20 protein-coding genes are annotated in these 25,598 nt (G+C 33.8%); 9 read left to right on the top strand and 11 right to left on the bottom strand.

What is annotated here, in order from left to right:
• Nucleotides 1–9: 9 nt before the first annotated feature.
• Nucleotides 10–3,141 carry a TonB-dependent receptor gene (locus JC605_RS11780; RefSeq protein WP_198856375.1) on the bottom strand — a complete coding sequence of 1,044 codons (3,132 nt, stop codon included), beginning with the start codon at nucleotides 3,139–3,141 and terminating at the stop codon, nucleotides 10–12.
• 929 nt (nucleotides 3,142–4,070) lie between these two features.
• On the opposite strand from JC605_RS11780, the gene glp reads away from it, so the two are divergent.
• The 8 genes from glp (at nucleotide 4,071) to moaA (ending at nucleotide 10,629) form a co-directional block, all read left to right on the top strand.
• Nucleotides 4,071–5,243 (top strand): gephyrin-like molybdotransferase Glp, encoded by a 1,173-nt coding sequence (gene glp / locus JC605_RS11775; protein WP_198856374.1) that lies wholly within the window; start codon nucleotides 4,071–4,073, stop codon nucleotides 5,241–5,243.
• A 119-nt stretch (nucleotides 5,244–5,362) separates the two neighbouring features.
• Entirely contained in the window at nucleotides 5,363–5,932 is a 570-nt protein-coding gene (locus JC605_RS11770) for a molybdenum cofactor guanylyltransferase (RefSeq protein WP_198856373.1), read from the top strand.
• 6 nt (nucleotides 5,933–5,938) lie between these two features.
• Nucleotides 5,939–6,727, top strand: a complete 789-nt coding sequence (cobA, locus tag JC605_RS11765) for a uroporphyrinogen-III C-methyltransferase (protein ID WP_198856372.1) — start codon at nucleotides 5,939–5,941, stop codon at nucleotides 6,725–6,727.
• Between the two features lie 2 nt (nucleotides 6,728–6,729).
• Nucleotides 6,730–6,969 carry a MoaD/ThiS family protein gene (locus tag JC605_RS11760; protein ID WP_198856371.1) on the top strand — a complete coding sequence of 80 codons (240 nt, stop codon included), beginning with the start codon at nucleotides 6,730–6,732 and terminating at the stop codon, nucleotides 6,967–6,969.
• Between the two features lie 10 nt (nucleotides 6,970–6,979).
• Nucleotides 6,980–8,053, top strand: coding sequence for a HesA/MoeB/ThiF family protein (locus JC605_RS11755; RefSeq protein ID WP_198856370.1), 1,074 nt, complete (start codon nucleotides 6,980–6,982; stop codon nucleotides 8,051–8,053).
• A gap of 226 nt (nucleotides 8,054–8,279) precedes the next feature.
• Nucleotides 8,280–8,711, top strand: a complete 432-nt coding sequence (locus JC605_RS11750; RefSeq protein ID WP_198856369.1) for a molybdenum cofactor biosynthesis protein MoaE — start codon at nucleotides 8,280–8,282, stop codon at nucleotides 8,709–8,711.
• Nucleotides 8,712–8,720: 9 nt separating this feature from the next.
• Nucleotides 8,721–9,635: a bifunctional molybdenum cofactor biosynthesis protein MoaC/MoaB gene (gene moaCB, locus JC605_RS11745; RefSeq protein ID WP_198856368.1), complete on the top strand. Its 915-nt coding sequence runs from the start codon at nucleotides 8,721–8,723 to the stop codon at nucleotides 9,633–9,635.
• Nucleotides 9,622–10,629, top strand: a complete 1,008-nt coding sequence (gene moaA / locus JC605_RS11740; protein WP_198856367.1) for a GTP 3',8-cyclase MoaA — start codon at nucleotides 9,622–9,624, stop codon at nucleotides 10,627–10,629. The genes moaCB and moaA overlap by 14 nt, the downstream gene beginning before the upstream one ends.
• Before the next feature lie 114 nt (nucleotides 10,630–10,743).
• Here moaA and JC605_RS11735 read toward each other — a convergent pair whose 3' ends face one another.
• The 3 genes from JC605_RS11735 to JC605_RS11725 all read right to left on the bottom strand — a co-directional run bounded on the left by JC605_RS11735 (nucleotide 10,744) and on the right by JC605_RS11725 (nucleotide 16,743).
• The gene (locus tag JC605_RS11735) at nucleotides 10,744–11,370 is read right to left on the bottom strand and encodes a hypothetical protein (protein WP_198856366.1); all 627 of its coding nucleotides are present in this window, start codon (nucleotides 11,368–11,370) and stop codon (nucleotides 10,744–10,746) included.
• A 140-nt stretch (nucleotides 11,371–11,510) separates the two neighbouring features.
• Nucleotides 11,511–12,941: a rubredoxin gene (locus tag JC605_RS11730; RefSeq protein WP_198856365.1), complete on the bottom strand. Its 1,431-nt coding sequence runs from the start codon at nucleotides 12,939–12,941 to the stop codon at nucleotides 11,511–11,513.
• Between the two features lie 286 nt (nucleotides 12,942–13,227).
• A complete protein-coding gene (locus tag JC605_RS11725; protein WP_198856364.1) occupies nucleotides 13,228–16,743 on the bottom strand; it encodes a nitrate reductase in 3,516 nt (1,171 codons plus the stop codon).
• Nucleotides 16,744–16,898: 155 nt separating this feature from the next.
• Between JC605_RS11725 and JC605_RS11720 the strand changes: the two genes are divergently transcribed.
• The gene (locus JC605_RS11720; protein ID WP_198856363.1) at nucleotides 16,899–17,603 is read left to right on the top strand and encodes a Crp/Fnr family transcriptional regulator; all 705 of its coding nucleotides are present in this window, start codon (nucleotides 16,899–16,901) and stop codon (nucleotides 17,601–17,603) included.
• 111 nt (nucleotides 17,604–17,714) lie between these two features.
• Here the strand turns inward: JC605_RS11720 and JC605_RS11715 are convergent, their stop codons facing one another.
• The 7 genes from JC605_RS11715 to JC605_RS11685 form a co-directional block, all read right to left on the bottom strand.
• The gene (locus JC605_RS11715; RefSeq protein WP_198856362.1) at nucleotides 17,715–18,335 is read right to left on the bottom strand and encodes a bifunctional 2-polyprenyl-6-hydroxyphenol methylase/3-demethylubiquinol 3-O-methyltransferase UbiG; all 621 of its coding nucleotides are present in this window, start codon (nucleotides 18,333–18,335) and stop codon (nucleotides 17,715–17,717) included.
• Between the two features lie 3 nt (nucleotides 18,336–18,338).
• Nucleotides 18,339–19,052, bottom strand: a complete 714-nt coding sequence (locus tag JC605_RS11710) for an endonuclease/exonuclease/phosphatase family protein (protein WP_198856361.1) — start codon at nucleotides 19,050–19,052, stop codon at nucleotides 18,339–18,341.
• Between the two features lie 130 nt (nucleotides 19,053–19,182).
• Complete coding sequence (locus tag JC605_RS11705; RefSeq protein WP_198856360.1) at nucleotides 19,183–19,548, bottom strand: hypothetical protein; 366 nt, start codon at nucleotides 19,546–19,548, stop codon at nucleotides 19,183–19,185.
• Between the two features lie 138 nt (nucleotides 19,549–19,686).
• Nucleotides 19,687–20,955, bottom strand: a complete 1,269-nt coding sequence (locus JC605_RS11700) for an alginate export family protein (RefSeq protein ID WP_198856359.1) — start codon at nucleotides 20,953–20,955, stop codon at nucleotides 19,687–19,689.
• 95 nt (nucleotides 20,956–21,050) lie between these two features.
• Nucleotides 21,051–22,535, bottom strand: coding sequence for a nitrate/nitrite transporter (locus JC605_RS11695; protein ID WP_198856358.1), 1,485 nt, complete (start codon nucleotides 22,533–22,535; stop codon nucleotides 21,051–21,053).
• Between the two features lie 96 nt (nucleotides 22,536–22,631).
• Nucleotides 22,632–23,291, bottom strand: coding sequence for a response regulator transcription factor (locus JC605_RS11690; RefSeq protein ID WP_198856357.1), 660 nt, complete (start codon nucleotides 23,289–23,291; stop codon nucleotides 22,632–22,634).
• A gap of 497 nt (nucleotides 23,292–23,788) precedes the next feature.
• Nucleotides 23,789–25,597 (bottom strand): ATP-binding protein, encoded by a 1,809-nt coding sequence (locus JC605_RS11685; RefSeq protein WP_198856356.1) that lies wholly within the window; start codon nucleotides 25,595–25,597, stop codon nucleotides 23,789–23,791.
• Nucleotide 25,598: the final 1 nt, after the last annotated feature.

The raw sequence follows: 25,598 nt of genomic DNA, 5'->3' as shown, positions 1-25,598 counted from the left end.
TTTTTTTACTTAGAAAGTTACGTTCAAGCCCGAGATGAATGTTTTAGAGTTTGGATAAGAACCAAAGTCAATTCCCGGATATAAGTTGTTTTGTTCATATGAACTTACCTCTGGATCATAGCCAGTGTATTTTGTCCATGTAATTAAGTTTTCTGCTGAAACGTAGATTTTTACGCTTTTTGTTCCCAATTTTTTAGAAACGCTTTTTGGTAAAGTGTATCCTAAAGTGATTAATTTTAATCGTAAGAAAGAAGCATCTTCTACGTATCGTTCAGAAACAATTCCAAGTGGAGAACTAGAAGCTCTCGGAATTTCATTACTCGGATTGGTTGGTGTCCAACGATCATTTAAAGTCGCGGCTGCATTAGTCCCAAGCGTAGAAATTTCTAATTGCTGATTTAAAGCATTAAAGATTTTTCCTCCGTATGCTCCTTGAAAAGAGAAATTCAAATCAAAATCATTGTATGAAACGGTGTTGCTGAAACTTCCAACAAATTTTGGCTGAGAAGTTCCTAGATTTCCTTTGTCAAGAGCTGTAATTACGCCATCTCCGTTTGTATCAACATATTTTCTGTCTCCAACTTTTGTATTTGCTAAACTGTTGATTTTTGGTTGCGTATTAACTTCTTCCTGAGTCTGGAATATTCCGTTGGTTTTGTATCCCCAGAAACTTCCCAAAGGCAAACCTACTTTTACAATAACTGGCTGTTGCTGTAATAAAGAACCATTTGGAACTACTGGAAAAAATTCGTTTACACCATTTCCAATCTCAGTAACTTTATTTCGGTTGAGAGAAAATACAATGTTTGAATTCCAAGCGAAGTTTTCTGTTTTGATATTTTCGGTAGTTAAACCAACTTCAAAACCTTTATTTTCAACTCCTCCAATGTTTTGAAGCACAGTTGCATAACCTGAACTCAAAGGCACGGGAACGTTAATTAATAAATCTTTTGTCTTTTTGTAATACACATCAAAAACAAAATTGATTTTTCGATCCAATAATGATAAATCCAATCCAACATTATATTGGTTTGTTTTTTCCCATTTTAGATCTGGATTTGCCAATCGAGTAGGAGCAAGACCAGTGTATAAAGTTCCTCCAAAAGAGTAATTTACAGATCCCATTGAAGCAAGTGGAAGATAATTTCCAATTTCTTGGTTTCCTGTTGTTCCTGCTGTAATTCTCAGTTTGGCCTCGGTTACGCCTTTAATATTGTTGGCAAATTCTTCATCAGTAATATTCCATGAAAATCCCGCAGAAGGAAAGTAACCCCAAAGCGATTCTGAACCAAATCTAGAAGAACCATCCGCACGACCTGAAAGCGTAAAGTTGTATTTTCCTTTATATGAATAATTTACTCTTGCTAACCATGATTTTAATACACTTTCATAAGCATCGCTGTATGGTTTTACAGGTACACCGTCTTGAATAGCATTGTAAGTATTGGCATCATTAACAAAAGTTTGAGCACCAGCATTCACAACTTCGCCTTTTGTATATTGAAGCGTATAACCTCCCAAAGCAGAAAACTTATGATTCTCGCCAAAATGAGTATTATAATTCAGTGTGTTTTCATTTAAAACAGAACCTACTGATCTTTCTCCAATAGAAGCTAAACCTTTTGTTCCCGCTCCTGTTGTTGTGTTTGATGGCGCATAATAATTTTGTTTTGTATTTAAAACATCACCGCTTACAGCCACTTTTGCAGTTAATTCTTTATTGAATTTGTATTCGCCAAATAAACTGGTTAGAATTCGGTTTAATTTGGTTTCGTTAATTGTATTATCCAAATCGTTAATCGGATTCGGAACATAACCATTTACAGAAGTTGCATAAGGATTGTTGGTTACATTATAGCTTCCGTCTGCATTTTTAATAGGTACAACAGGAGCTGTTAAGAGCACACTAACAAGCGGGTTCGGATTTCTTCCCGCCGCCGCGCCTCCATTTGTACCAACACCATTTGCAATTGAATTGGTATAATTAGCATTTACTCCAAATTTAAATTTCTGAGAATAGTTTCTTTCATAATTGGCACGAAGCGAAATACGTTTAAAATCAGAACCTAAAACAATACCGTCTTGATCAAAATATCCTGCAGAAATTGCATATCTCGATTTTTCGTCTCCGCCAGAAAAAGATAAGTTATGGTTTTGAACAGGTGCTGCAGTAACAAAAGCCGCAGACTGCCAATCGTAATTTCCAGAAGTTTTTAAAGCTTCGATTTGTTCTGGAGAAAAAGAAGGCGCTTGTCCAATACTTGCCTGAACATCGTTTCTTAAACTTGCCCATTCACTGGCATTCATTAATTTCAGTTTTTTTGAAATATTTTGGAATCCAAAATAACCTTGGTAAGAAATATTATCTTGACCTTTTGTTCCTTTTTTAGTTGTAATAATCACAACTCCATTTGCACCACGAGAACCGTAAATTGCCGTTGCAGAAGCATCTTTCAAAACTTCAATAGATTCTATATCAGCAGGATTAATTGTCGAAAGAACATTTACGCTGGCACCAGCATAAGTTACTCCTGCCGAACTGTTACTGTTATCATTGTAAATTAAAATTCCGTCAACAACATAAAGCGGTTCGTTACCAGCAGTAATCGAGTTTCCTCCGCGAATGCGAACACTCGATGATGCTCCAGGACGGCCAGAACTTTGTGTGACTACAACCCCCGCTACAGCGCCTCTTAATAGGTTATCTGCCGAAGAAGTTACCTGAGATAAATTGGCTTTTGGAACCGAAGCGACAGAACCTGTAATGTCTTTTCTTTTTTGAGTTCCATAACCAACAACTACCAATTCGTCTAATTCTTGGCGTTCTTCTCTAAGACTAATAATAACAGGGTTTTTTTCAACAGTGACTTCTAGTTTTTTATATCCAATGTAGCTTACGATCAAAGTATAAGGAAATTTTTGTCCCGTTTGAAAGTAAAATTTTCCTTCAGTATCTGTTACAACTCCGTGAGTTGTTCCTTTAATATTGACAGAAGCCCCTATAATAGGCTGATTTGTAATAGCATCTACAACAGTTCCGTCAAGTTTAGATTGAATAAGAGGCGTGGTATTTTGGGCTTGTATTCCTGCCGTTATAAAGAGCAACTGCAAGAGTATATATAGGTTTAATTTTTTTTTCATTTCTTTGTACTGGTTTTAAGTAATTAACAAGACGCCCTGAGCACTGTTTATACAGCACTCTAAAAGTGTTCTTGATTTAGTGATAAATGTTTCTTTAAGCCTCGCCATTTCTGTTGCCGCAGAAATGGCTTTTTTTATTTACAGCAACAGCTTTGCATTGTTTTCATTTTAGTTTTTTTTAATTGTTAGTTATTTAATTTATTGAATAATAGATATAGTTTCAAGAATCTGCTCCAATACAAATAATTGCATCGAAAGAGACCTTTGGTTAAATTCAGTAAATATTTTTGGTGGTGTTTTAAAAGATTTGCTTCGATATGAAATCTAAAGGCAAACAAAATATGTAGATTATTAACAACAGATACACATATAACAAATAGTGCTATAAGTGTAGTTTTTACGAAGAATGTAACGCGATATGCTTTCTGTTGTTTTCACAATAATAGTTTTTAAGGTTTGAAATACTATTTTAAACTCTACTAATCCTATAGACAAAGTTAAATTTTATATAATAAAAACCAAAAATTTGATGCACTTTTTTTGAAAAATATGCTGCTACAAGCCTTGTGAAATATCCTTATTTTTTGCGAATGCCTTATTTTAAAGGACTTGATAAGATAATTGAGTTTGAGATAATTGTTAAAGAATAATTTAAAAACCATGCAAAATTGTAGTAATTTACTCTTGTTTTTTATTCTTAAATTCCCTTTAAAATGGTTTTTTTGAATTTCAAATGAAGTAAAAAAGCTCTGTAGAGCAATTTCTAGTTTTAATTTTGTAAAATCTAAATAAGAATTTAAAGTTGATTTTGAATAAATTAAAGTAATTTTATAGGTATTAAAAGAAAATAGAATTTTTTGAACCAACCTAATGATAAATACTTATATTTGTAATAAGTATTTTTACTTAGTTTTATAATTAAAAAGAAAATGATAGAAGTAAAAGAAGCCTTAGAAATTGTTGCGGCAAATAGTTCGGTTTTATCAACGCAGAAAATTTCGGTGAGTAAAGCGTTAGGATATATTTTGGCAGAAACAGTTTATTCGCCTATTTCAATGCCACCGTTTCGCCAATCAGCAATGGACGGTTATGCTTTTACACATTCTATTAGGCATCAATTTGATGTGGTTGGAACTTCTAAAGCGGGAGATCATAACAATATAAAACTAAAAGAAAATGAAGCAGTACGTATTTTTACAGGAGCTTATGTTCCTAAAAAAGCAGATACTGTTGTAATGCAAGAGCATGTTATGGCTAATGAAGATTCGATTTTGATAGCCAAAAAACCAGAAGCTTTTGCCAACGTAAGAAATAAAGGTGAACAGATTAATGCTGAAGATGTTGTTTTTGATGCCAATACATTGATTACTCCTGCAGCAATTGGTTTTTTAGCTTGTTTAGGAATTACAGAAATAACAGTTTATAAAAAGCCCAAAATCGCCATTTTGATTACTGGAAATGAATTGATAAAACCAGGAAAAAAACTTCCAAAAGGAAAAATTTACGAAAGCAATTCAGTAATGTTGCAAGCTGCACTTCAGACAATCGGAATTAATAAAGTTAAAGTTCATACCGTTAAAGACAATCTAAAAGCGACTAAAAAAGCATTACAGTCCATCCTTAAAAAGAATGATATTGTATTAATTTCTGGCGGAATTTCGGTTGGCGATTATGACTTTGTAAAAGAAGCATTATTGAAAAATGGAGTACAAGAGCTTTTTTATAAAATCAATCAGAAACCTGGAAAACCCATGTTTTTTGGTGCTAAAAAAGATACTTTAGTATTTGCCTTACCAGGAAATCCAGCATCGTCATTAACTAATTTTTATATCTACGTATATCCTGCGGTTAAAAACAAAATGGGATTTTCTAATACGCATTTGCCAAAAATTGTCCGTAAGTTACAGAATCAGATTACTAATACTACAGGAAAAACACTTTTCTTAAAAGCATTATATAATGAAAGCAGCGTTGAAATTCTAGAAGGACAAAGTTCGGCAATGCTAAATACTTTCGCTATAGCGAATGGGTTAGTAATCGTTCCGCATGATGTTGAAAACATAAAAAAAGGTTCATCGGTAACGATTCTGCCAATTGATTAAATTTTGTAGAAAGATAGAAGAAAGAAACAAATAGAAAGAGAACAGCAATTCTATTTCTAATATTGAAAAGCGTTTTATAAATAAAGCATATAGCTTGAAACCTGAAAAAGAAAGAAACCATGAAAATATCAGTATTTATTCTTTGCGGAGGAAAAAGCACCAGAATGCAGTCAGAAAAAGGATTGGTTTTGTTTCAAGGTAAGCCATTTATCGAACACATTATTCAGGCGATTTTGCCTATTACGGATCGAATTAAATTGATTACATCATCAAAAGAATACGATTATTTGGGTTATGAAAAAATTCCCGATTTAATTGCAGATAAAGGGCCTTTAGGCGGAATTTTCACGGCATTGTCACATTCGGAAACCAAATTTAATCTGATTTTAAGTTGTGATATTCCATTAATTTCAACAGAATTATTGCAAGAATTAATTTCAAAACATACCAAAGAAGCTGAGATAACAGTTTTTGCATCCGAAAGCAAAACACATCCCTTAATTGGAATTTATTCCAAAAATATTGTTGCAGCCATTAAAGAAGCAATTGATTCGAATGAATTAAAAATGATGGATTTGTTGGCAAAATTGCCTCATCAAATCATCAATATAGAAGAAAGTGAAAACTTCCATTTAACCAATATTAATTCGGCTGACGAATTGAATGATCTAAATATCAATTTAACTTAAAAGACTATGCGAAATTCAAAAACACCAAAATTGACGATAGTAGGCGCAGGTCCAGGCGATGTTGAATTGATTACATTAAAAGCAATTAAAGCTTTAGAAAGCGCCGATGTAGTTCTGTACGATGCTCTGGTAAACGAAGAATTGCTAGAATATGCATCAAATGCAGAAATTGTTTTTGTCGGTAAACGTTTAGGCTGTCACGCCTACACGCAAGATCAAATTAACGATTTGATAGTTTCAATGGCAAATCTTCACGGACATGTGGTTCGTTTAAAAGGAGGAGATTCTTTTATTTTTGGAAGAGGAAGCGAAGAAATTGATTACGCGGTAAAATTTGGCTTAGAAACCGCTGTCGTTCCAGGAATTTCGTCTGCTTTGGGCGTTCCAGCAACAGCTGGAATCAGTTTGACACAACGTAAAATTGCTGAAAGCTTTTGGGTTATAACGGGAACAACTTCAAATCACGAATTATCAAAAGATGTTCATTTAGCATCAAAATCGGCTGCGACTGTGGTTATTTTGATGGGCATGCATAAATTAAATGAGATTATTTCGATTTATCAAGAGAATAGAAATGACGACCTTCCAGTCGCAATTATTCAAAACGGAACAAAAAATTCAGAACAAAAAGCAATCGGAACTATAAGTACAATTACTAAATTGGTATCCGAAAAGAATATTTCATCACCTGCGATTATCGTGATTGGTGAAGTGGTGAAAAACACATCAAAACTGACAGAATATTTTCAGGAGCATTTTGATGATGAATTCATTTTTCAAAATTTAAATTTATAAAAATGATCGAGGTTAAATATTTTGGAGCTGTTGCTGAGAAAACAAAATGTGAATTTGAAAAATTATCTTTTTCAGAAGAATTATCATTGCAGAGACTTTTGCAGAATTTAAGCCAAAAATATGAGTTCGAATCACTAACTTTTAGCGTTGCAGTAAATCAAAAAATAGTTTCAAAAGAAGTAGATTATACATTGAAAACTAGCGATATTGTGGCTTTATTGCCGCCATTTGCCGGAGGTTAAAAACAATTTTATGAGTGAAACGGAACGATATAAGAGACAAATTATACTTCCTGAAATTGGAGATATTGGTCAGTACAAATTACTGAAATCTAAAGTTTTGGTAATTGGTGCTGGAGGTTTGGCTGCTTCAATTCTGCCTTATCTAGCTGCTGCAGGAATCGGCGAAATTGGGATTGTAGATGATGATCTTATTGAAGTTTCCAATCTTCATAGACAAGTAATTTATAAAACTTCGGCGGTTGGAAAAAGAAAAGTTATAGAAGCAAAAGCAATGCTTTCAGAACTGAATCCGGAAGTGAAAGTGAATGTTTTTGAAGAAAAATTATCTGGAAAAAATGCAATTTCATTGTTCGAAAAATACGATATTATTGTTGATGCAACAGACAATATTTCGATAAAATACTTAATTAATGATGCTTGTCTAGTGAGCAATAAACCAATGGTTTACGGATCTATTTTTAGATTCCAAGGACAAGTTTCAGTTTTCAATTATCAATACGGACCAACTTACAGATGTTTGTATCCTGATGAAAATTCGAATGCGGCAAATTGTGAAGATGCTGGCGTAATTGGAGTTTCCGTTGGAATTATCGGAATGTTTCAGGCCAATGAAGTTCTAAAAATAATTCTTGGAGTTGGTGAAGTTTTGAGTGGAAAAATTCTGGTTTATACTATTTTAAATAACGAACAGCAGAAGTATGATTTCGAAAAGAGTTCAAAATTAGAAATGAACAAAGAAGATTTCGAACAGAAATACAATTCATCTGAAAATCAGATTGAAGAAGTAAAATTTGAATTTCTTTTGAATGAAATAGAAAACGATGAGGTTCTTTTTTTAGATGTTCGAAATGAAGATGAAGCGCCAAAAATCAAATTGAAAAATAGTATTCAAATTCCGTTGCTGCATTTAGAAAATCAAATTAAAAAATTGAATTCAAATCAAACTATTTACGTTTTTTGCCAATCTGGAATTAGAAGTAAAATTGCGGCCGAATTGCTTCAAAAATATCAATTTAAAAATATAAAAAGCATTGCTGGAGGCGCTTTAGCAATGAAGCAGTTATTACAAGAAATAAAAATATAGTCATAGGTTTTAAAATGTTCGTCTAGTTTGTCATTTCGACGAAGGAGAAATCTTCGCGAGTAGCTCGACAAAGATTGGTGAATTACTGTGAGGAGTTCCTTGCGAAGATTTCTCCTTTGTCGAAATGACAATATTGAGTTTTAATTCGTGAAAATTCGTGTAATTCGTGGCAAAAGAAAAATCATTTTAATCCATATAATCTGTGGCAAAAAAAAACATAAAAAAAATGAGTAAAAATGTATTTGTAGAAGGACCAATTGCTCCTGAGTTTATTGCAGAATCAATCACTAAACATCAATCAAAACATACGATTGGAGCGCATAATATTTTTCTGGGACAAGTTCGTGCCGATGTTATTCATGATAACACAGTCGTAGCAATCGATTATTCGGCCTATAAAGACATGGCAAATGAAGCTTTGTATGCCATTCGCGAAAAGGCCTTTGCCAAATTCGATTTAACTTGCATGCACATTTACCACAGTTTGGGCGTTGTAAAAGCAGGTGAAATCTGTTTGTTCGTTTTTGTTTCGGCAACGCGTCGCAAACAGGTTTATGAAGCCACAGAAGCAATTGTAAACTGGATAAAAACCGATGTGCCGATTTTTGGTAAAGAAATGTTTGAAAATGATACATTCACTTGGAAACAAAATACGTAAGAAATTATAATGGTAGATATTACGCATAAAATAAGCACTTTAAGAGTCGCAACAGCAACCGCAATTGTAAAAGTAAGCAAACAAGAAACAATTGATGCTGTTGTCAATAATTTAGTGCCAAAAGGAAACGTGTTCGAAATGGCAAAAACTGCAGGATTGTTTGCGGTTAAAAATACGCATTTGTCTATTCCAGATTGTCATCCGCTTCCAATTGAATATACTGCTGTAGAATACAATATCGAAGGTTTAGATATTCATATTATTTTCAAAGTAAAAACTGTTTACAAAACAGGAGTTGAGGTTGAAGCCATGCATGGCGCATCGATTGTAGCGCTTACAATGTATGATATGTTAAAGCCAATTGACAAAGAAATCGAAATTTCAACCATCAAACTAATCAATAAAGAAGGCGGAAAATCGTCTTTTAAAAATAAATTCCCGAATGTAATTAAAGCCGCAGTTTTCGTTTGTTCTGATTCGATTTTTGCAGGTGATAAAGAAGACAGATCTGGAAAAACAATAGTAGAAAAATTAGATTCGTACGGAGTTGAAACTTCTCATTACGAGATTATTCCAGATGAATTAGCTATTATTCAGGAAAAAACTAAGGCTTTCGCCAAAGAAAATCAATTGGTTATTTTTACGGGCGGGACAGGTTTGTCTCCTAGAGATGTTACGCCTGAAGCTTTAGAGCCAATTTTAGAAAGCAGAATTCCAGGAATTGAAGAAGCAATCCGAAATTATGGACAACAGAGAATGCCTTATGCAATGCTTTCTCGAAGTGTTGCAGGAACTTTAGGCAAAACTTTGGTTTTGGCTTTGCCGGGATCAACAAACGGAGTAAGAGAATCGATGGATGCTGTTTTTCCGCATGTAATGCATGTCTTTCATATTTTAAAAGGAAAAAATCATGACAGCCTCTAACACTATTTTGACTGATAGTTTCGGGCGCAAGCATAATTATTTGCGTATTTCACTGCTGGAAAAATGCAACTTGCGTTGTACGTATTGTATGCCTGCGGATGGAATCGCTTTATCTCCAAAAGCCAGTTTAATGACGGCAGATGAGATTTTTGCCATTGCCCAGACTTTCGTGAAAAATGGTGTTGACAAAATACGATTAACAGGTGGTGAACCTTTGCTAAGAAAAGATTTTCCTGAAATTGTGTCTAAATTATCAGAATTAGAAATTTCACTTTCGATTACTACAAACGGAATTTTAATTGACCGCCATATTGAGGTTTTAAAACGATTTAATATTAAGAAAATCAACTTGAGTTTAGATACCCTAGTTGCTTCAAAATTTCATTCTATAACGCTTAGAAATCAGTTTGAGAAAGTAATTGATAATCTGCATTTGCTTTTGAATAACGATTTTCAGGTAAAAGTAAATGTGGTTTTGATAAAAGGTTTTAATGATACTGAAATTGTAGATTTTGTAAAACTGACTCAATTTCTGCCAATTTCTGTTCGATTTATCGAATTTATGCCGTTTGCTGGAAACGAGTGGGATAGGAGCAAAATGGTTTCGCAGCAAGAAATTTTATCTTTAGTAGAAACTCAATTTTTATCAAAAGAAATTCAAAAATTAGAAGACGAAAAAAACTTCACTTCAAGAAATTATAAAATAAAAAACTTTCAAGGTGATTTCGGAATTATTAGTTCCATAACAAATCCGTTTTGTGACAGCTGCAATCGCATCCGCTTGACGGCTGACGGAAAAATAAAAAACTGCCTTTTCTCAAATTCAGAAACCGATTTACTGACTGCTTTTAGAAATGGAGAATCGATTACTGAGTTAATTTCAGAATCCATTCAAAACAAAAAGAAAGTTAGAGCAGGAATGTCAACCGTTAATGAAATAAATGATCCAACACTTCATTTTGATAATCGCAGTATGATTGCGATTGGGGGTTAGGTTTCTTGAGAATTCACACAATATTGTCATTTCTCCTTCCTCGAAATGACAAAACTGTATTTTTAAAAAGAAAAAAAGGCTTAACTTTTTAAAAGTCAAACCTTTCTCAGAATACTATTTTTTCTTTTTAGTTTTTGCCTTAGCCTTTTTCTGAGCGACAGCTTTCTTTGCCGCAACTTTTTTAGCTTTAGCTTTATCTTTTGCTTTTTTAGCTTTTTCTTTTTTCTTCGCAGCAGCTTTTAGTTTCTCTTTTTTAGCTTTTTCTAATTTTTTGATAACTGCTTTAATTGCTTTTTCTCTTTTCTTATCCTTTTCCTTTTTGGCTTTTAGTTTTGCTTTAAGCTTTGATTTTATATCGTTTTTTTCTTTGCCAATTTTTTCTACAGTGACAACAGGTTTGCTTTCTGAAACATCATTGGTTTTAATTTCTACAATTTCAGAAACGATAGGTTCTTTTTTTGCAGGAGTTGCAGCTACTTTTTTTACCGTGGCTCTTGGCGTAGTTTTAGAAGCCGCTCTTACTGGTGTTTTAGCTGCCGGTTTTACAGTAGCAGCCGGTGCTTTTGCAGCTGTAGTTCTTGAGGTAGTCGTTTTTGCCGCAGGTGCTTTTGTTGCAGTTCTTGTTGTTCTTTTAATCGTTGTCTTAGTTTCTGGTTGTACTTCTGTAGTGGTTTCTACAGCTGTTTCTGCTGGAGCATCTGTGGTTTTTTCAGCAGAAACCGATGGATTTCTTTTTATCATAATTGTATTTTTTATTGAGTAAATAGATCTTAACCAAGTGGTTCTAAAGCTTTTGAAGTATAACGCTTTAACCGAAATTCTTAGTTAAGCTAAATATACGCAATTTTTGAATACAAAATGCGATGCTTTTTTAGAACTCATTAATTTTCAATTACTTCTAGGATTTTAAAATTGCTTTTTGGCGCTTCGCAAAGAGAACAGCAATAGGTTTCTGGCAAATTTTCAAATAAAAGGCCTTTAGGAATTCCTTGAGTTTCGTCTCCGTATTCAGAATTATAAAGTGTTAAACATTCCTGACATTGATAGATATCTAATTGCGGTTTTTCTTTTTTCTGCAGTTTTTCAGTTGTTTCTGAGGTCGAATTTCCAAGTTCTTCAAAGTATTTTCGGCTTAGCTCAATTAAAATTGTTGGAAGTTCCAGTTTATCTATATCTTGAGAATGCACAATATATTCTCGTGTATTTGGGTCAAAATTCTTTGCAAACAAAACATTATAGGTATCCCTGATTTTGATGGATTCTAAAGCTGTTGGAAGTTCGTTTTTTTCGATAATAATGGAAGTGAAATAATGCCCATCACGATTGTATTCTGAAATTCCGAAATTCAATCCATAAGTACTGATATCGAATTGATCTAATGTTCGAACTAAGAAAGTTTTTAGATTCAAAGCCCATTCTGTTGCTACAGGCAAATGCCAATTTAATTCCAATAAAGAATGACGAACGTTGATACCGCGTTTCCCTAAGAATTTTTCCCATTCTAGTTTTCGATCTTTCGGAATTCCTTTTATAATGAAAGATTTCCAAGGAGTGATGCAGATTTTCCCGATTTTGCATTCAAAACATAAATCGCACATTTCTTTCAAGAAATCTAAATCGTATAAATTATTTCTCCAATATAATCCTAACCAATATTGATCAATTCCCATTCTGTTCATTCCTTCATAATACGGAAATGGGTAAAACGGAATATTCAATGGTTTGTCGATTGTTCTATTGTTGGTATCTAAAGCTTCGCTCACTAAAGCGAAAAGCATTTCTATATCAATAAATTCTTCTTCGGAGATTTTCTCAATTTCGTAATAAATCTTGGCCAAATCCCAGCTGTAAAGTAAAACTGGATAGATTTCCATTTTTTCCCATTTTGGAAGACGAACATATAAATACCAATAATCTTCGTGTTCTGACGCAATAAAATTTAAATGTCCTGTAAACAAAGGAACCAATTGCTGTTTCGGATCGGTTATGTTGACTTTAAGTTTTGGCTGTTCTTTAAATTCTTCCAAAATATATAAAAACCTATTTCCGGTAAGCCAATTGGTGTTTCTAAAAATATCAGTCGAAACATAAGAAGAAACAATATTGTTACCGCTTTTTTGATCTGGATAAACAAAATGATGTTTTCCTAAAGTGGTTTTGTCCAAAGATTTAAATCCTTTCGGAAAAATAATATCTTGTCTAGAGCCAAACGAAATCGAATCCAAACCTTCTTCCAAAGCGATATTTACAACTTCTTGTAATTCCCCTGGCGAAATAACGCCTCCTTTTACTATTAATCTTGTTAGTTCCATTTTTGTTTTTGTTTCAAGTTTCAGGTTTTAAGCTGCGGATTGTGTTGATTTAAACGCAAAGAGCGCAAAGTTTTTTCGCAAAGTTTTTTAAGGTTTATATGCTGTGCGTAAAATTGTTTTCTATCGAAAAAAGTTCGCAAAGCAATACTTTATTTTTTTTTTCAAAGCTTTGCGAATTTTGCCTCCTTAGTTAAGGATAAACTAAATATACTTTGCAAAAAAACTTTGCGCTCTTTGCGTTAAAATTTATGTTTAAAGTAATACAACAAGCAACATAAGCTGAAAACTATTTACATTTTGCCAATATCTCCTTAACTTCTGTTTTACAACTTCCGCATCCTAAACCTGCGCCCGTATTTTTGCATAATTCGGTGAAATCGTTCACGCCGCTTTTAATGGTTTCTTCAATGTTTCCAGCTCCAACTTGACTGCATGAACAAACTAATTTTCCTAAAACTGGTTTTGCATTTGAGCTTCCTCGCAAAAGTGTATTTCGTTTGTCTGATAATTCGATTTTGCTTTCAATCATCGTTTTGAATTCGGCAAACTCATTTTTATCTCCCATTAAAATGGCACCAACCAAAAGATCGTCTTTTACGATGCATTTTTTGTAATAGCGTTTCTTTAAATCGGTAAAAACAATTTCTTCGTACGAATCGTCATTTTCTGGGATGGTAAGATCGCCAATACTGCAAAGATTAATGTCTTCTAATTTCAAAATATTCATTAAAATCGAACCTTTGTAATAACTGCTAATATCACCAGCAAGGAAATTTGCAAGAATATTAGCTTGTTCTTCGGCAGCAGAAGTGATTCCGAAAAGTTTGTTTTCGAATTCTGCTATTTCTCCAATGGCAAAAATATCTGGATTTGAAGTTTGTAAATACTGATTTACTTTCACGCCACGTCCGCAAGCTAATCCGCTTTCGCGTGCAATTTCAATATTCGGAATTGTTCCAATTGTATATACAATTGCATTTGCAGTAATGATTTTTCCGCTTTTTAAAGCAATTTCGATTTCGTTTGGATTATCAGTTTCAAAAACAGTGCTGACTTCATTATCAAAATAAATCTGAATGTCTCTAAGTTGTACTTCTTCAGCCAATAATTTACTTGAAATTCGGTCTAACTGACGCTCCATCAAACGCGAAGCACGCTGAATAATTGTTGTTTTTACTTTTTTATGTTTTAAAGCCGCTGCCAATTCTAATCCTAATAATCCGCCGCCGATAATGACAACGTGCTGTTCTTCTGGCGGAAGATTGGTACTGTCTAAATGTTTTTTCAAACGATCAGCATCTTCTTTTCGTCTAACGGTGAAACGTCCAGGAAGATGAAGCTGTGCATTTTCGGGAACAAAAGGACGGCTTCCAGTTGCCATAATCAACGAATCGAAAGTGTGAATTTCGCCTTGACTATCTATAATTGTTTTTTGTTTTGGATCTATTTTATCAATAGAAACCCCTGCTTTCATGGTGATTTTTAGTTTATTGAAAGTTTCACCATCTTTAACTTTTAAAAGCTGTTCCCAAGTGAATTCTCCCGTCATGTATTCAGGCAACAAAACACGATTGTAAAACGGATTTACTTCATTCGAAAAAACAATAATTTCATCGGTTGAATTGAATTCACGATAGTTTTGAATGAATCGGAAAGAAGCCGCTCCAGCACCAACGATCGCAATTTTCTGAAATGGTTTTACGTATTTTTTAATTGAAACCGTTGTGAACTTAAAGTCGGGTTCTTTTGAAATTGGATCAACAACCGTATTCGTTAAATTGTTGGTTCGGTTTAAATCATTTTCGAGTTGTTTTCCCCAGTGCATCGGCAGAAAAAGAACTTTTTCTTTGATTGTATCGGTGACTTTCGCTTTTACGCGAACTTCTCCATTTTTACTTGAAACTACGACAATATCACCATTTTTAATATTGTTTTTAAAAGCATCAATAGGATTTATTTCTAAAACAGGACTTGGAATATGTGTTAGTAATCTAGATACTTTTCCAGTTTTTGTCATCGTATGCCATTGATCTCGAATTCTTCCTGTTGTTAAAATAAAAGGGAATTCATCATTTGGCTGAACGGATGTATTTTCGATAGAAACTGGCAGATTAAAAATTGCTTTTCCAGATGGCGTATAGAATTTTTTATCTGTAAACAATCTTGGAGTTCCTGGATGATTATAATCTGGAACTGGCCATTGAAAAGTGCCTTCAGTTTTTAAACGATTATAATTTAAGAATGAAATATCAATATTAGTATTTTTTGTAAGTGCACAATGTTCTTTGTAAACTTCTTCGGCATTGTTGAAATTGAATCCGTTGAAATTCATTTTTTTAGCAAAACGAATCAAGATTTCAATATCAGGAAGTGCTTCTCCAGGTGCATTGATTCCTTTTGGAAGATAGGAAATACGACGTTCCGAATTGGTCATCGTTCCTTCTTTTTCTAACCAACCCGCAGCAGGCAATAATAAGTCGGCAAATTTGGCTGTATCTGCATTATGCGAAATATCTTGAACGACTACAAATTTAGCATTTTGAAGCGCTTTTTCGGCTCTTCTAGAATCGGGTAAACTCACTAGCGGATTCGTGCAGATAATCCAAACCGCTTTCATTTTTCCTGATTCTAAAGCTTCAAACATTTCCGTCGCTGTTAAACCTGGTTTATCTGAAATCTCATCAACACCCCAAAAATCTGCCACTTCTTTGCGATGTGTAGGGTTTGCAATGTCTTTATGTGCTGCCAAAAGTGTTGCCATTCCACCAACTTCGCGTCCGCCCATTGCATTGGGTTGACCTGTTAATGAAAATGGCCCAGAACCTGGTTTTCCAACTTGTCCTGTTAATAAAGATAAATTTAGCAAAGCCGTATTTTTATCAACTCCAACGGCGCTTTGATTTAATCCCATTGCCCAAAGCGAAATAAATCCTTTTGCTTTTCCGATAAGATCAGCGGCAAGTTTGATGTCGTTTACAGAAATTCCACAAAGTTTTGAGGCTTTTTCAAGAGAAGTTCCTAAAACTAAGTCTTTGTATTGTTTGAAATTTTCAGCATTATTTTTTACAAAATCATGATCTACGTAACCTTTTTCGATAATTCGTCTGGCAATAGCATGATATAAAATAATATCTGAACCCGGAATAATCTGCAAATGTAAATCGGAGAATACGGCAGTATCTGTTCGTCTTGGATCTATGCAGATTATTTTAGTTTTCGGATTTTTCTCTTTGTGTTTTTCCAATCTTCTGAAAAGAATAGGGTGACACCAAGCTGGATTTGCGCCTGTAATTAAAAAAGTATCTGCCAATTCGATATCATCGTAAGCAATGGGTACAGAATCTTCTCCGAAAGTTTTTTTGTAGCCCACAACTGCAGAACTCATGCAAAGTCTGGAATTGGTATCAATGTTATTGGTTTTGAAATAACCTTTAACTAGTTTATTGACTAAGTAATATTCTTCGGTTAAACATTGTCCAGAAATATAAAAACCAACGCTGTCGGGTCCGTGTTTTTTTATAATAGAAGTAAAAACTGCAGCAGCGCGATCAAGAGCTGTATCCCAACTCACGCGTTCGAGCGGATAATTTTTACTGCCTCGCATTTCTGGATATAAAATTCTGTCGGAAGTATCGTTAACTACGTAGTGTAGATTCATTCCTTTAGAACACAACATTCCTTTGTTTACAGGATGATTTTTATCGCCTTCGACCATTACACCATTTTTAGCATCGTTAGTCACGATTATACCGCAGCCAACGCCACAGTAGGAACAGGTAGTTTTGATCTTAGTACTTTGCATCGTTTCTCGGTTTTAAATAAATCACTTACTTAAGTTGAAACAAAAATAAGTATTTTTTAAGTATTAATACTTAATTTTTGATTTATTTTTTTACTTTTGATAAAAAGAAATGAGGAACAACAAATTAGTTTTGAATGTGCTAAAAATTAGAACTCATGAAAGAAGAGCAAGCAGTATGTTATTCCTGTACAAATGAGAATTGTTTTATAAAGAAACATTTGCATTTACATCAGATGGCAACTTATATTTCTAAAAAACAGAATATAATCTGTAAAAAATCTAATCGTTTTATTACCGAAGGTGCACCATTGCAAGGACTTTACTTTATATGTAAAGGAAAAGCCAAAACGGTAAAAACAGGAATTAACGGTCGTGAACAAATCGTTCGTTTAACCACAAACGGAGATATTATTGGTTTCCGTGGATTTGGAACGAGCAAACGCTATTTGATTGGCGCCTATGCTCTTGAAGATACTGTTTTGTGTAATTTTAGCAATGAAACCATGATGGAAATTTTACAGCACATTCCAGAATTCACATATGCTTTAATGTTATTTTATGCCGAAGAATTAAACAAAAGTGAAAACAATATTCGCAAGATCGCTCATATGAATGTTCGCGAACGTGTAATTGATTTGTTGCTTTATATTCATCGTAAGTTCGGACAAAAGAATGGTTTGATTGATATTGAGCTTTCGCGAAAGGAAATTGCAGATTTTGCAGGAACAACAGAAGAACAAGCAATTCGAATTCTATCAAGTCTTAAAAAAGAATCTCTAATTAAAACGGAAGGAAAGCGTGTAGGGATTTTAGGAGTTTCAGAGTTGAGATCTGAAATTATGGAGCATAAGTATTTTTAATCTAAGATTCTAAGTTGCTAAGATTCTAAGATGCTAAGGTTTTATGTTGATGTAAAAAATTTGATTTTTTTGTAGAGACGCAAAGAAGTGCGTCTCTACGTCGAATATAATTTATTTTTTTCTGCCAATAAATCGAATTACAGAACCAGTTCCATTGTGAAATAAACCTTCGTTGAGTTCAATTTCTTTTTCTTCTAATTGGATGATTTCATAATTAGGAAAATCAGCTTTGATTTCTTCAATTGAAAATAGAGATTCGATGTCTTTTGGCCCGCCAACTTTTTCATTTTTGGTAACATATTCTAAATGCTTTTTACTGAAAGCTTCAAAAATAATAATACCGTTTTTGCTTAATAATTTATCAAGCTGTTGATGAATTTCTGATTTAATTTCAGCTGGAAAATGAGCATAAATTAAAGCTATCACATCAAATTGTTCTTCCTGAAAATCTAAAGTTTCTAATTCGCCAACTTGATAATCAAGTGAAACATTATTGTTTTCTGCTAAACGAAGCGCTTTGTTTCTTCCTTCTTCACTTATATCGAAAGCCGAAACTTTCCATCCTAATTTAGCTGCAAAAATGGCATTTCTTCCTTCGCCTTCAGCTGGGAAAAGTATAGAACTAGGATTAAGCTTTTCAATTTGTTGTTTTAAATAATTGTTGGGTTCTTCGCCGTATGCGAATTCTTCGCTTTTATAACGGTCGTCCCAACGTTGAGTCCAGTTGTTCATGGTTTATATATTGAATTTAATTATTAAAGGTTTGTGGTCGCTATACAACGTCCAATATTTGTAAGCACCAACTTCGACGCTTTCTAAAACTTCCATAAAATCATTTGAAGCAAAGCAATAATCAAGATGATAGGGTTTGTTTTCATGACGATACAAATACCAAGTCGGATGTTCTTCTTTACCTTGAATTTGATTAAAGTATTTATGATAAGTGCTGAAAATATTCTTTTCGGCTAATTTGTTTACAACTGTTGTGTGATTTCCTTCTCGACGTGGTTTGTCCCAAATAGTATTGCTGTTAAAATCTCCAATTAAAATGGTTTTAGTTCCTTTGATTAAATCTTCATAAAAATGAATCGCTTTCCAGATCTGAGTTACGTAAGCACCATCTTTATCAGCAGGATTATTAGCCCAAATAGCAAATAAAGTAAAGTCAATTTTCCCGCCTGTTACGGCAATTGGAAGGATGTTTTTGAAAGTTGGATTATGGCATTCTAACAATTGAAATCTATAATCTCCAAACGAAAAAATACCAATTCCTTTATTAGGATTTTCGCCGTACCAAAGAATATCCGAAGGTAATTTTATGTGATCTGGAAATTTGAGTTTTTCAGGACTTTCACACTCAGAAATTACAGCAATGTCAGGATTGTGAGCGAGAAGGAATTCTGCTTTTTTTCTGAATGCCATGTTGCAATTCCAAGCAATTAGTTTCATTTGAAAAATAAATTATTTCTAACTCAAATATAATGATTAAAGAGAGAAATAAATTTCTGGTAAATCAAAAAAAAAATACCCTTTCTCAAAATGGAAAAAGGGCAGTTTATATATTTAGATTTCTTTAATCTTAACCAACAAATTTTGTTTCACCGCTGTTAATGTCTATTTCAGCAAAATTATGTTTTCCGATAACAATAAGCAGTTTGTTTGAGTTGTAACCAACATATCTAATTTCTGGGTCACCTTTTTTTGGTTTTCCACAAACAGAAATAACATTGGTTTGCCATTTCAATTTCTTCCTTTTGTAGGCAGATATTGTTTGTAAATCATTTTCAACATAGTAAATAATGTTGTTTTTCTTAATGCCTCTTTTTTGCGTTTTTGCAAAATTTATTTCTGAGTTTTTAGAAATTAAGGCGTCGTTGTACTTTTGAGCGATGCCTGTTTGCGTGACAATAAAAGTCAGCAAAGACAATTTTAGAAATGGTTTCATTAGGATAGAATTGGGGGTTCATAATCGATTCAAATATAAATAATTAAAGTATATAATGAGTTTTTATTAGATCAAAAAAAATACCCTTTTTTCGAAATGAGAAAAGGGTAAAATTTTTAAGTTAATTTTCAAGAAAAATTATTTTTTCCAGCTAAAAATTTTCGGATCAACAGAAATCATTAACCAAGCCCAGTTATTGGTATGGCTAGTATCTCCGCCTTTAACAAATTCCATTGTTTTAGAGCCAAACATTTGAGAATAACCTCCGGTTACCGTTATATTTTTTCTGAAATTATATCCAAAAGTTGCGTCAACCTCAGTTCCTAAATACGAATCTAATTTTTCGTTTACTGGTGTAACTACATCAGCAGCAGATAAGAATACATGCGGAATTAAAGCAAATTGCCACTTATTGACATTATAATTCAATTTGATAAAAGCATCTTGCAGACCAACGCTTTTCAGATGATTTCCAACATAAAAATAATCCATGTAACCGTTAAGTCCGTGATTAGTTCCAAAAATCGGATTGAATGATTTGATTACCGTGCTTCCGTCATTTGAATCTTTTCCTGATAAAAATTCGTAACCTAAACCAACTTTGAAGGCATTAGTAATATTATATCCAAAATTAGCTGCGGCATTCCATGCACTTACTTGTTGATCGGTGTTTTTTCCAGTTTGTCCATACAGCCAAAAGCTGGTATCGATTTTACCTTTTTTATAAGTTAAATAAGGTCCGAAAGTTTGCATGTAATCTACTAGTAGCTTAGTAGAAGGAGCAGGATTAGGAGCATATTCATAACCTGTATTCAATAATAAAAAGCTAGCACCTAGATTTTCGTTGAATTGATTATGATACCAAGCATATTGCATAGCTTTATAATTTGCAACTGTATAAGGAGTTTGAACGACATTTTCTGCTGTTGAATTATAAGCCCCACCAAAATCTAATTTTTGTTTTTCAGTTTGATAAGTTACAATAAGTGCGTCATGGCTTTGACCTTGTTGTGCCCAATCCATTTCACCCAAGATACGCTGATTATCATAAGAAAGAACCTGACGTCCCATTCTAGCACTCCATTTCTCGGTAAAATTATATTGTGCCCAAGCCTCAAAAACTGCCACTCCATTTTTATCTGCAACCGTTGCCGGAGGGACATCTCCCCATGTTCTGGTATTTTGAAAAGTTAATTTTACAATTAAATCGTCTTGTTTGTAATTAATGCCTAAGCGAGAACGCTGTGAAATTTGTGATGTTCCTTCTTGACCATAAGATATTGGTTGTTTGTATCCGTTTCTATATTCAAAACGTGGTCTGAGTTGAAGGTTTACATCTAATTCTTGTGCTTGAATTTCGAAACTTAATCCTACGATAAGTATTAAAATTAGTTTAAGTTTTTTCATAAAATTGTGAGATTTTTATCGAAGGTAAATTTAGAAGAAAAAGCCATGTTTTGCTATGACTGGAATCATATTTCTAATTTTTTTTTAATCTAAGTCTAATATGCAGGTTCTAATTTTGCTTTACTTACTTTGATTTGTTTCTTTTTAGATAGTTGTGTTATAGTGTAATGCATCCAAACCAGGCAAACAGTTGAAAAGATTAGAATAAAGATCCATGAACTAGACCAGATTCCGGTTGCCGTTAGTAAATATCCGAAGATAATTGGGCCGAAAAATCCGCCTAAACCGCCAATCATTCCAACCATTCCGCCAACAACACCAACTTCTTTTGGAAAATATTCTGGAATGTGCTTGTAAACTGCAGCTTTTCCGATTCCCCAAGAAATCCCGATTAGAATTACTAAAATCAGAAATACCCACATATTTGCATCAAACTTAATCACAGTAACACCTCTTGCAATTAGTTCTTTTTTAGCCACGCTTTGATTGTGCGCGACTACAACATCTTGCCAACTTGATGTGGTTGGAAAAATAGTGCTTTCATTAGTGTTGGTTGTTTTTTGGGCAATCGGATATTCCTTATCACCAACTTTTACGGTTTTATCACTAATTTCGTTTACAACGCCTTTTTTAGCAGCTAGAATTCCCGGACCAGAAGTGGTGATTTCCATTTTTGGAATTGATAACAATGCACTCAAAATTACTGAAGAACCCAAAACCCAATACATTACTTTTCTAGCTCCGAATTTATCTGATAAATATCCGCCGAATGCACGAATTACTCCTGAAGGCAAACTGAACATTGTTGCAAATAAACCTCCCATAACTAAACTTGTTTGATATACATTCATGAAGTTTGGCAATAGCCATTGTGAATAAGCCACAAAACATCCAAATACTAAGAAGTAATATGCTCCAAAACGCCATACTCTTTGTGATTTTAAAGGCGTAAGCATTTGTGAAACAGATTTCCCGTTGCTTTCTATTTTTTTATTTCGAGCGAAAATTAAAAAGGCAATGCCAATTATTACCAATGAAATAGCATATATAACAGGCAATACTTTCCAGCCGTTTTGCGGATCGTCTATTGAAAAATGGTTTAATAATGATGGTGCTAAGAATGTTGTAATGGCTGCACCAGCATTTCCCATTCCGAATATTCCGAGCGCTCGCCCTTGCCATTCTTTTGGATACCAGATTGAAGTATATCCAATTCCGACCGCAAAACTGGTTCCAACCATTCCGAAGAAAAAACTAAGTACGGCAAACATGAAAAAACTGTCGGCGTAGGGAAGGAGGAACAAAGGAATTGAACTTAGAAGTAGTAATAGTGAAAAAACATATTTTCCTCCAAATTTATCTGTCAGAATTCCGATTGGAAGACGCATGATTGATCCGGTTAAAATTGGAATTCCTAAAAGCCATCCAACTTGAATAACATCCCAATGGAAAATTCCGTTATCGACTAAAAAGGTTACCAGAACTCCATTTAATGTCCAACAGGCAAAACACACTGTAAAAGCCAATGTGTTCAAAAATAAAATCTTGTGTGATTGCGATAGTGAGTTTGTAGTTTTCATAGCACTTATATTTTTATGTAAAAATAAGTACTATAACTTAGTTTAAAACTGCTAAAACGCAGTTTTTGAAAAATAATTACGTATTTATACGTAATTTTAAATTAAGGAATATTCAGTCGCTTTATTAGAAAGTTCCATTAAGTTTTTCACTTTCAGCTTTTTCATCAAGTTGAAACGGTGTACTTCGGCAGTTCGTTTACTAATATCTAAAGCTTCAGCGATTTCTTTGTTTCCTTTTCCTGATAATAAAAGCGTAAGTATTTCTTTTTCTCTTTTTGTAATCATCATTTCTTCACCCAAAGTTTGTTTTGGTTCTAATGATGCAGACGGATTTGTCAATTGTCCGATTAAAATAGAAGAGATATCGCCACTGAAATATTTTCCTCCAGCAGAAACACTATGAAGCGCTTTTAAAAATTCTTCTTTGCTTGAACCTTTGAGTAAATAACCATCAGCTCCAGCTTTTATAGATTTCAATACATATTCTTCCGATTCGTGCATCGAAAGCATTATGATTTTTACGTTATTTTTCTCGTTTCTAAGTTTTTCTACTACCTCTATACCAGTTAGATTAGGCATACGAATATCTACTATAAGTAAGTCAGGTTTAGTTGACGCAACGACTTCAAGCGCATCTGCACCATCAATAGCTTCGCCTACAACCTCAATGTTTGCTTCGTTTTCCAGTAAAGATTTGATTCCGTCTCTAACAAAAACATGGTCATCTGCTAATACTACACGAATGATATTACTCATAATTTACTTAATTTAAATTCTAGATTTTTACGTATATTCATCTATAAAGAAGACGCTAATATACGTAATTTTTTAGATTTTAAATTCCAACATTAAAAATTCTAATGTTGCGAATTTTAAATTTCAAGGATAAAACTCTAAATTTTGAGAAAGTTTTATATCAAGTTTGTCATTTCGAGGAACGAGAAATCTCCACAAGAAACTCCACAATCTAAATCGCCAATCTTTGTAGAGCTACTTGTGGAGATTTCTCGTTCCTCGAAATGACAAATAGTACTTGATGATATACTGAAAACGATTGTTTGCGAGTGGGATAGGAGCTATCCGCCCCGGCGGAGCGGATAGCCCGACAGTATTGGGGAAAGTGGGCGAATATAGACAAAGTTTGTTTGCCCACTTTTTCTAATACTGGCTCTCCCAAAATAATTAGATAATTAGTCAATGTGGCAATTAGATAATGTTTAAAATTACTTTAATTATCTAATTGACGCATTATCTCATTTGAGAATCGGAATGTTGAATGTAATTCTCGTTCCTTCGCCTGGAATGGAGTTCATGAAAACGCGTCCGTTGATGTATTGGATTCTTTCTTTCATGAATAAAAGTCCCATTCCGGATTCGCTGTTGCGTTTTTTGTGGACAGAATTGATGTCGAAACCTTTTCCGTTGTCGTCGATGATGATGCTTAAAAGTGTTTCGCTGTGGGATAGCTGGACGATTATATGGGACGATTCGGCGTATTTTATGGCGTTGTTGATGGCTTCTTGTGTGAGACGATAAATGTTGATTTCAATTAGGGAATCTAGTCGTCGGTCGAAATCGGTTTTGTTGTAGAAAAGGATTTCTTTTCCGGTTAGTTTTGAGAGTTCTTGTGTGAGTTTTGCCAATGAAGAAACGATTCCGTGATCGCTTAATTCTGGTGGCATTAGGTTGAAAGTAGCTGTGCGAACACCTTTAATAATGTCAAGCGAAAGCTTCTTTAAATATTCAATTTTTTGTTCTGATTTTTCTCTGTCATCGAGATTGATGCTTTCTAAACTGAATTTTAAACCCGTAAGCATTTGCCCGATTCCGTCGTGAATTTCTTTTGCGATTCGGTTTTGCTCGTTTTCCTGATTTTCAACAATTTTGCTTGAAATAATCTTTTGCTGATTGATTTTTTCGGTTGTGTTTTCAAGGTTCAAACGTTCCACTTCGCGCTGTGCTTTTTTGCGTTCGGTGATGTTGAAGCAAACGATTAAAAGTTCTAGTTCGTCTTTTTTGATCATTACCGGAACCATCGATAAATCTAGCCAAATGGTTTCATTTTCTTTATTTAAAATACTCATTTCGCCTTGCCAGCCACTTCTTTGTTTTTCGAAAACTAGGCGGTCGAAATTGGTTTGTTCTTTTTCGTCGACGGTTAAAACTTCGGAGAATTTTTTGTTGGATGAAAACTTGGTATAATTCAGCAATTTGGCAAATTTTTCTCCGATGTGAATGATCGAACCGTCGGGCGCAATTCGGCAATACAATAAAGTATTTTCCATTGCGTAATTGAGCGATTTTAATTCTTTAACCGAATTTTCCTTGATCTCGCTTAGAATTTCTGTGTCGTAAGCGAGCTTTAAAGCTTTCTTTTCTGAAGATAAAAGTCTTGTAATTAATCTTTCGATTTTTTTATTTGTAGGTCTGAAAATGAAAAGGAATTCTAAAAGTAAGACCAAAAGCGTGAACCCGAAAATCCAATATTCTATTCGGCGTTGTTCGGTTACTTTTTCGTGTGCTTCGAGATCGTATTGGGTTACGATTTGATTCATTTTAGAAAGGAAAACGCCTTCGGTTTCTAAAATAATGTTTACGAATTTTTGGTTTTCAACAGTTGTTTTTTTCTGCTTTACATTCAGTAAAAAGGAATCAGTTGTTTGTGCAATTTTATTGAAAATCGGATTGATTTCGAGATATAATTTAGAAAGTGTTTCTGATTTTTCTTTTGGAAAAGCCAAGCTGTCACTGCCATTTTCGAGCGCATTTTGGTTTTTCTTCCAAAGCGCTAAAACTTCATTTAAATGCGAAATTTGTTTGATGGAAGCGGTATCAGAAACGTAATGCAGAATCAGAACTTCTTTGACGATTTTCTGGCTCAGCATTCGTTGTTTTCCCGAGAAATTAATGATTTTAGAGTCGCTTAACTGCTGATTCAGATTGTATTGCACTAAAATCTGACTCACAATTATAGTTAAGGCAATAGTAAGAAGCGCAAAAAAATACAGACGGCGTAAATTTTTGAACGTGATTTTGTCTTCTTCCTGATTGCTTTTCTTCATA

The sequence above is a fragment of the Flavobacterium sp. IB48 genome (assembly GCF_016405855.1).
GTDB classification, from domain to species: Bacteria; Bacteroidota; Bacteroidia; order Flavobacteriales; family Flavobacteriaceae; genus Flavobacterium; species Flavobacterium ginsengisoli.
Note: the sequence above shows the minus strand (reverse complement) of the source record. Positions and strands in the feature narration are given on the sequence as shown.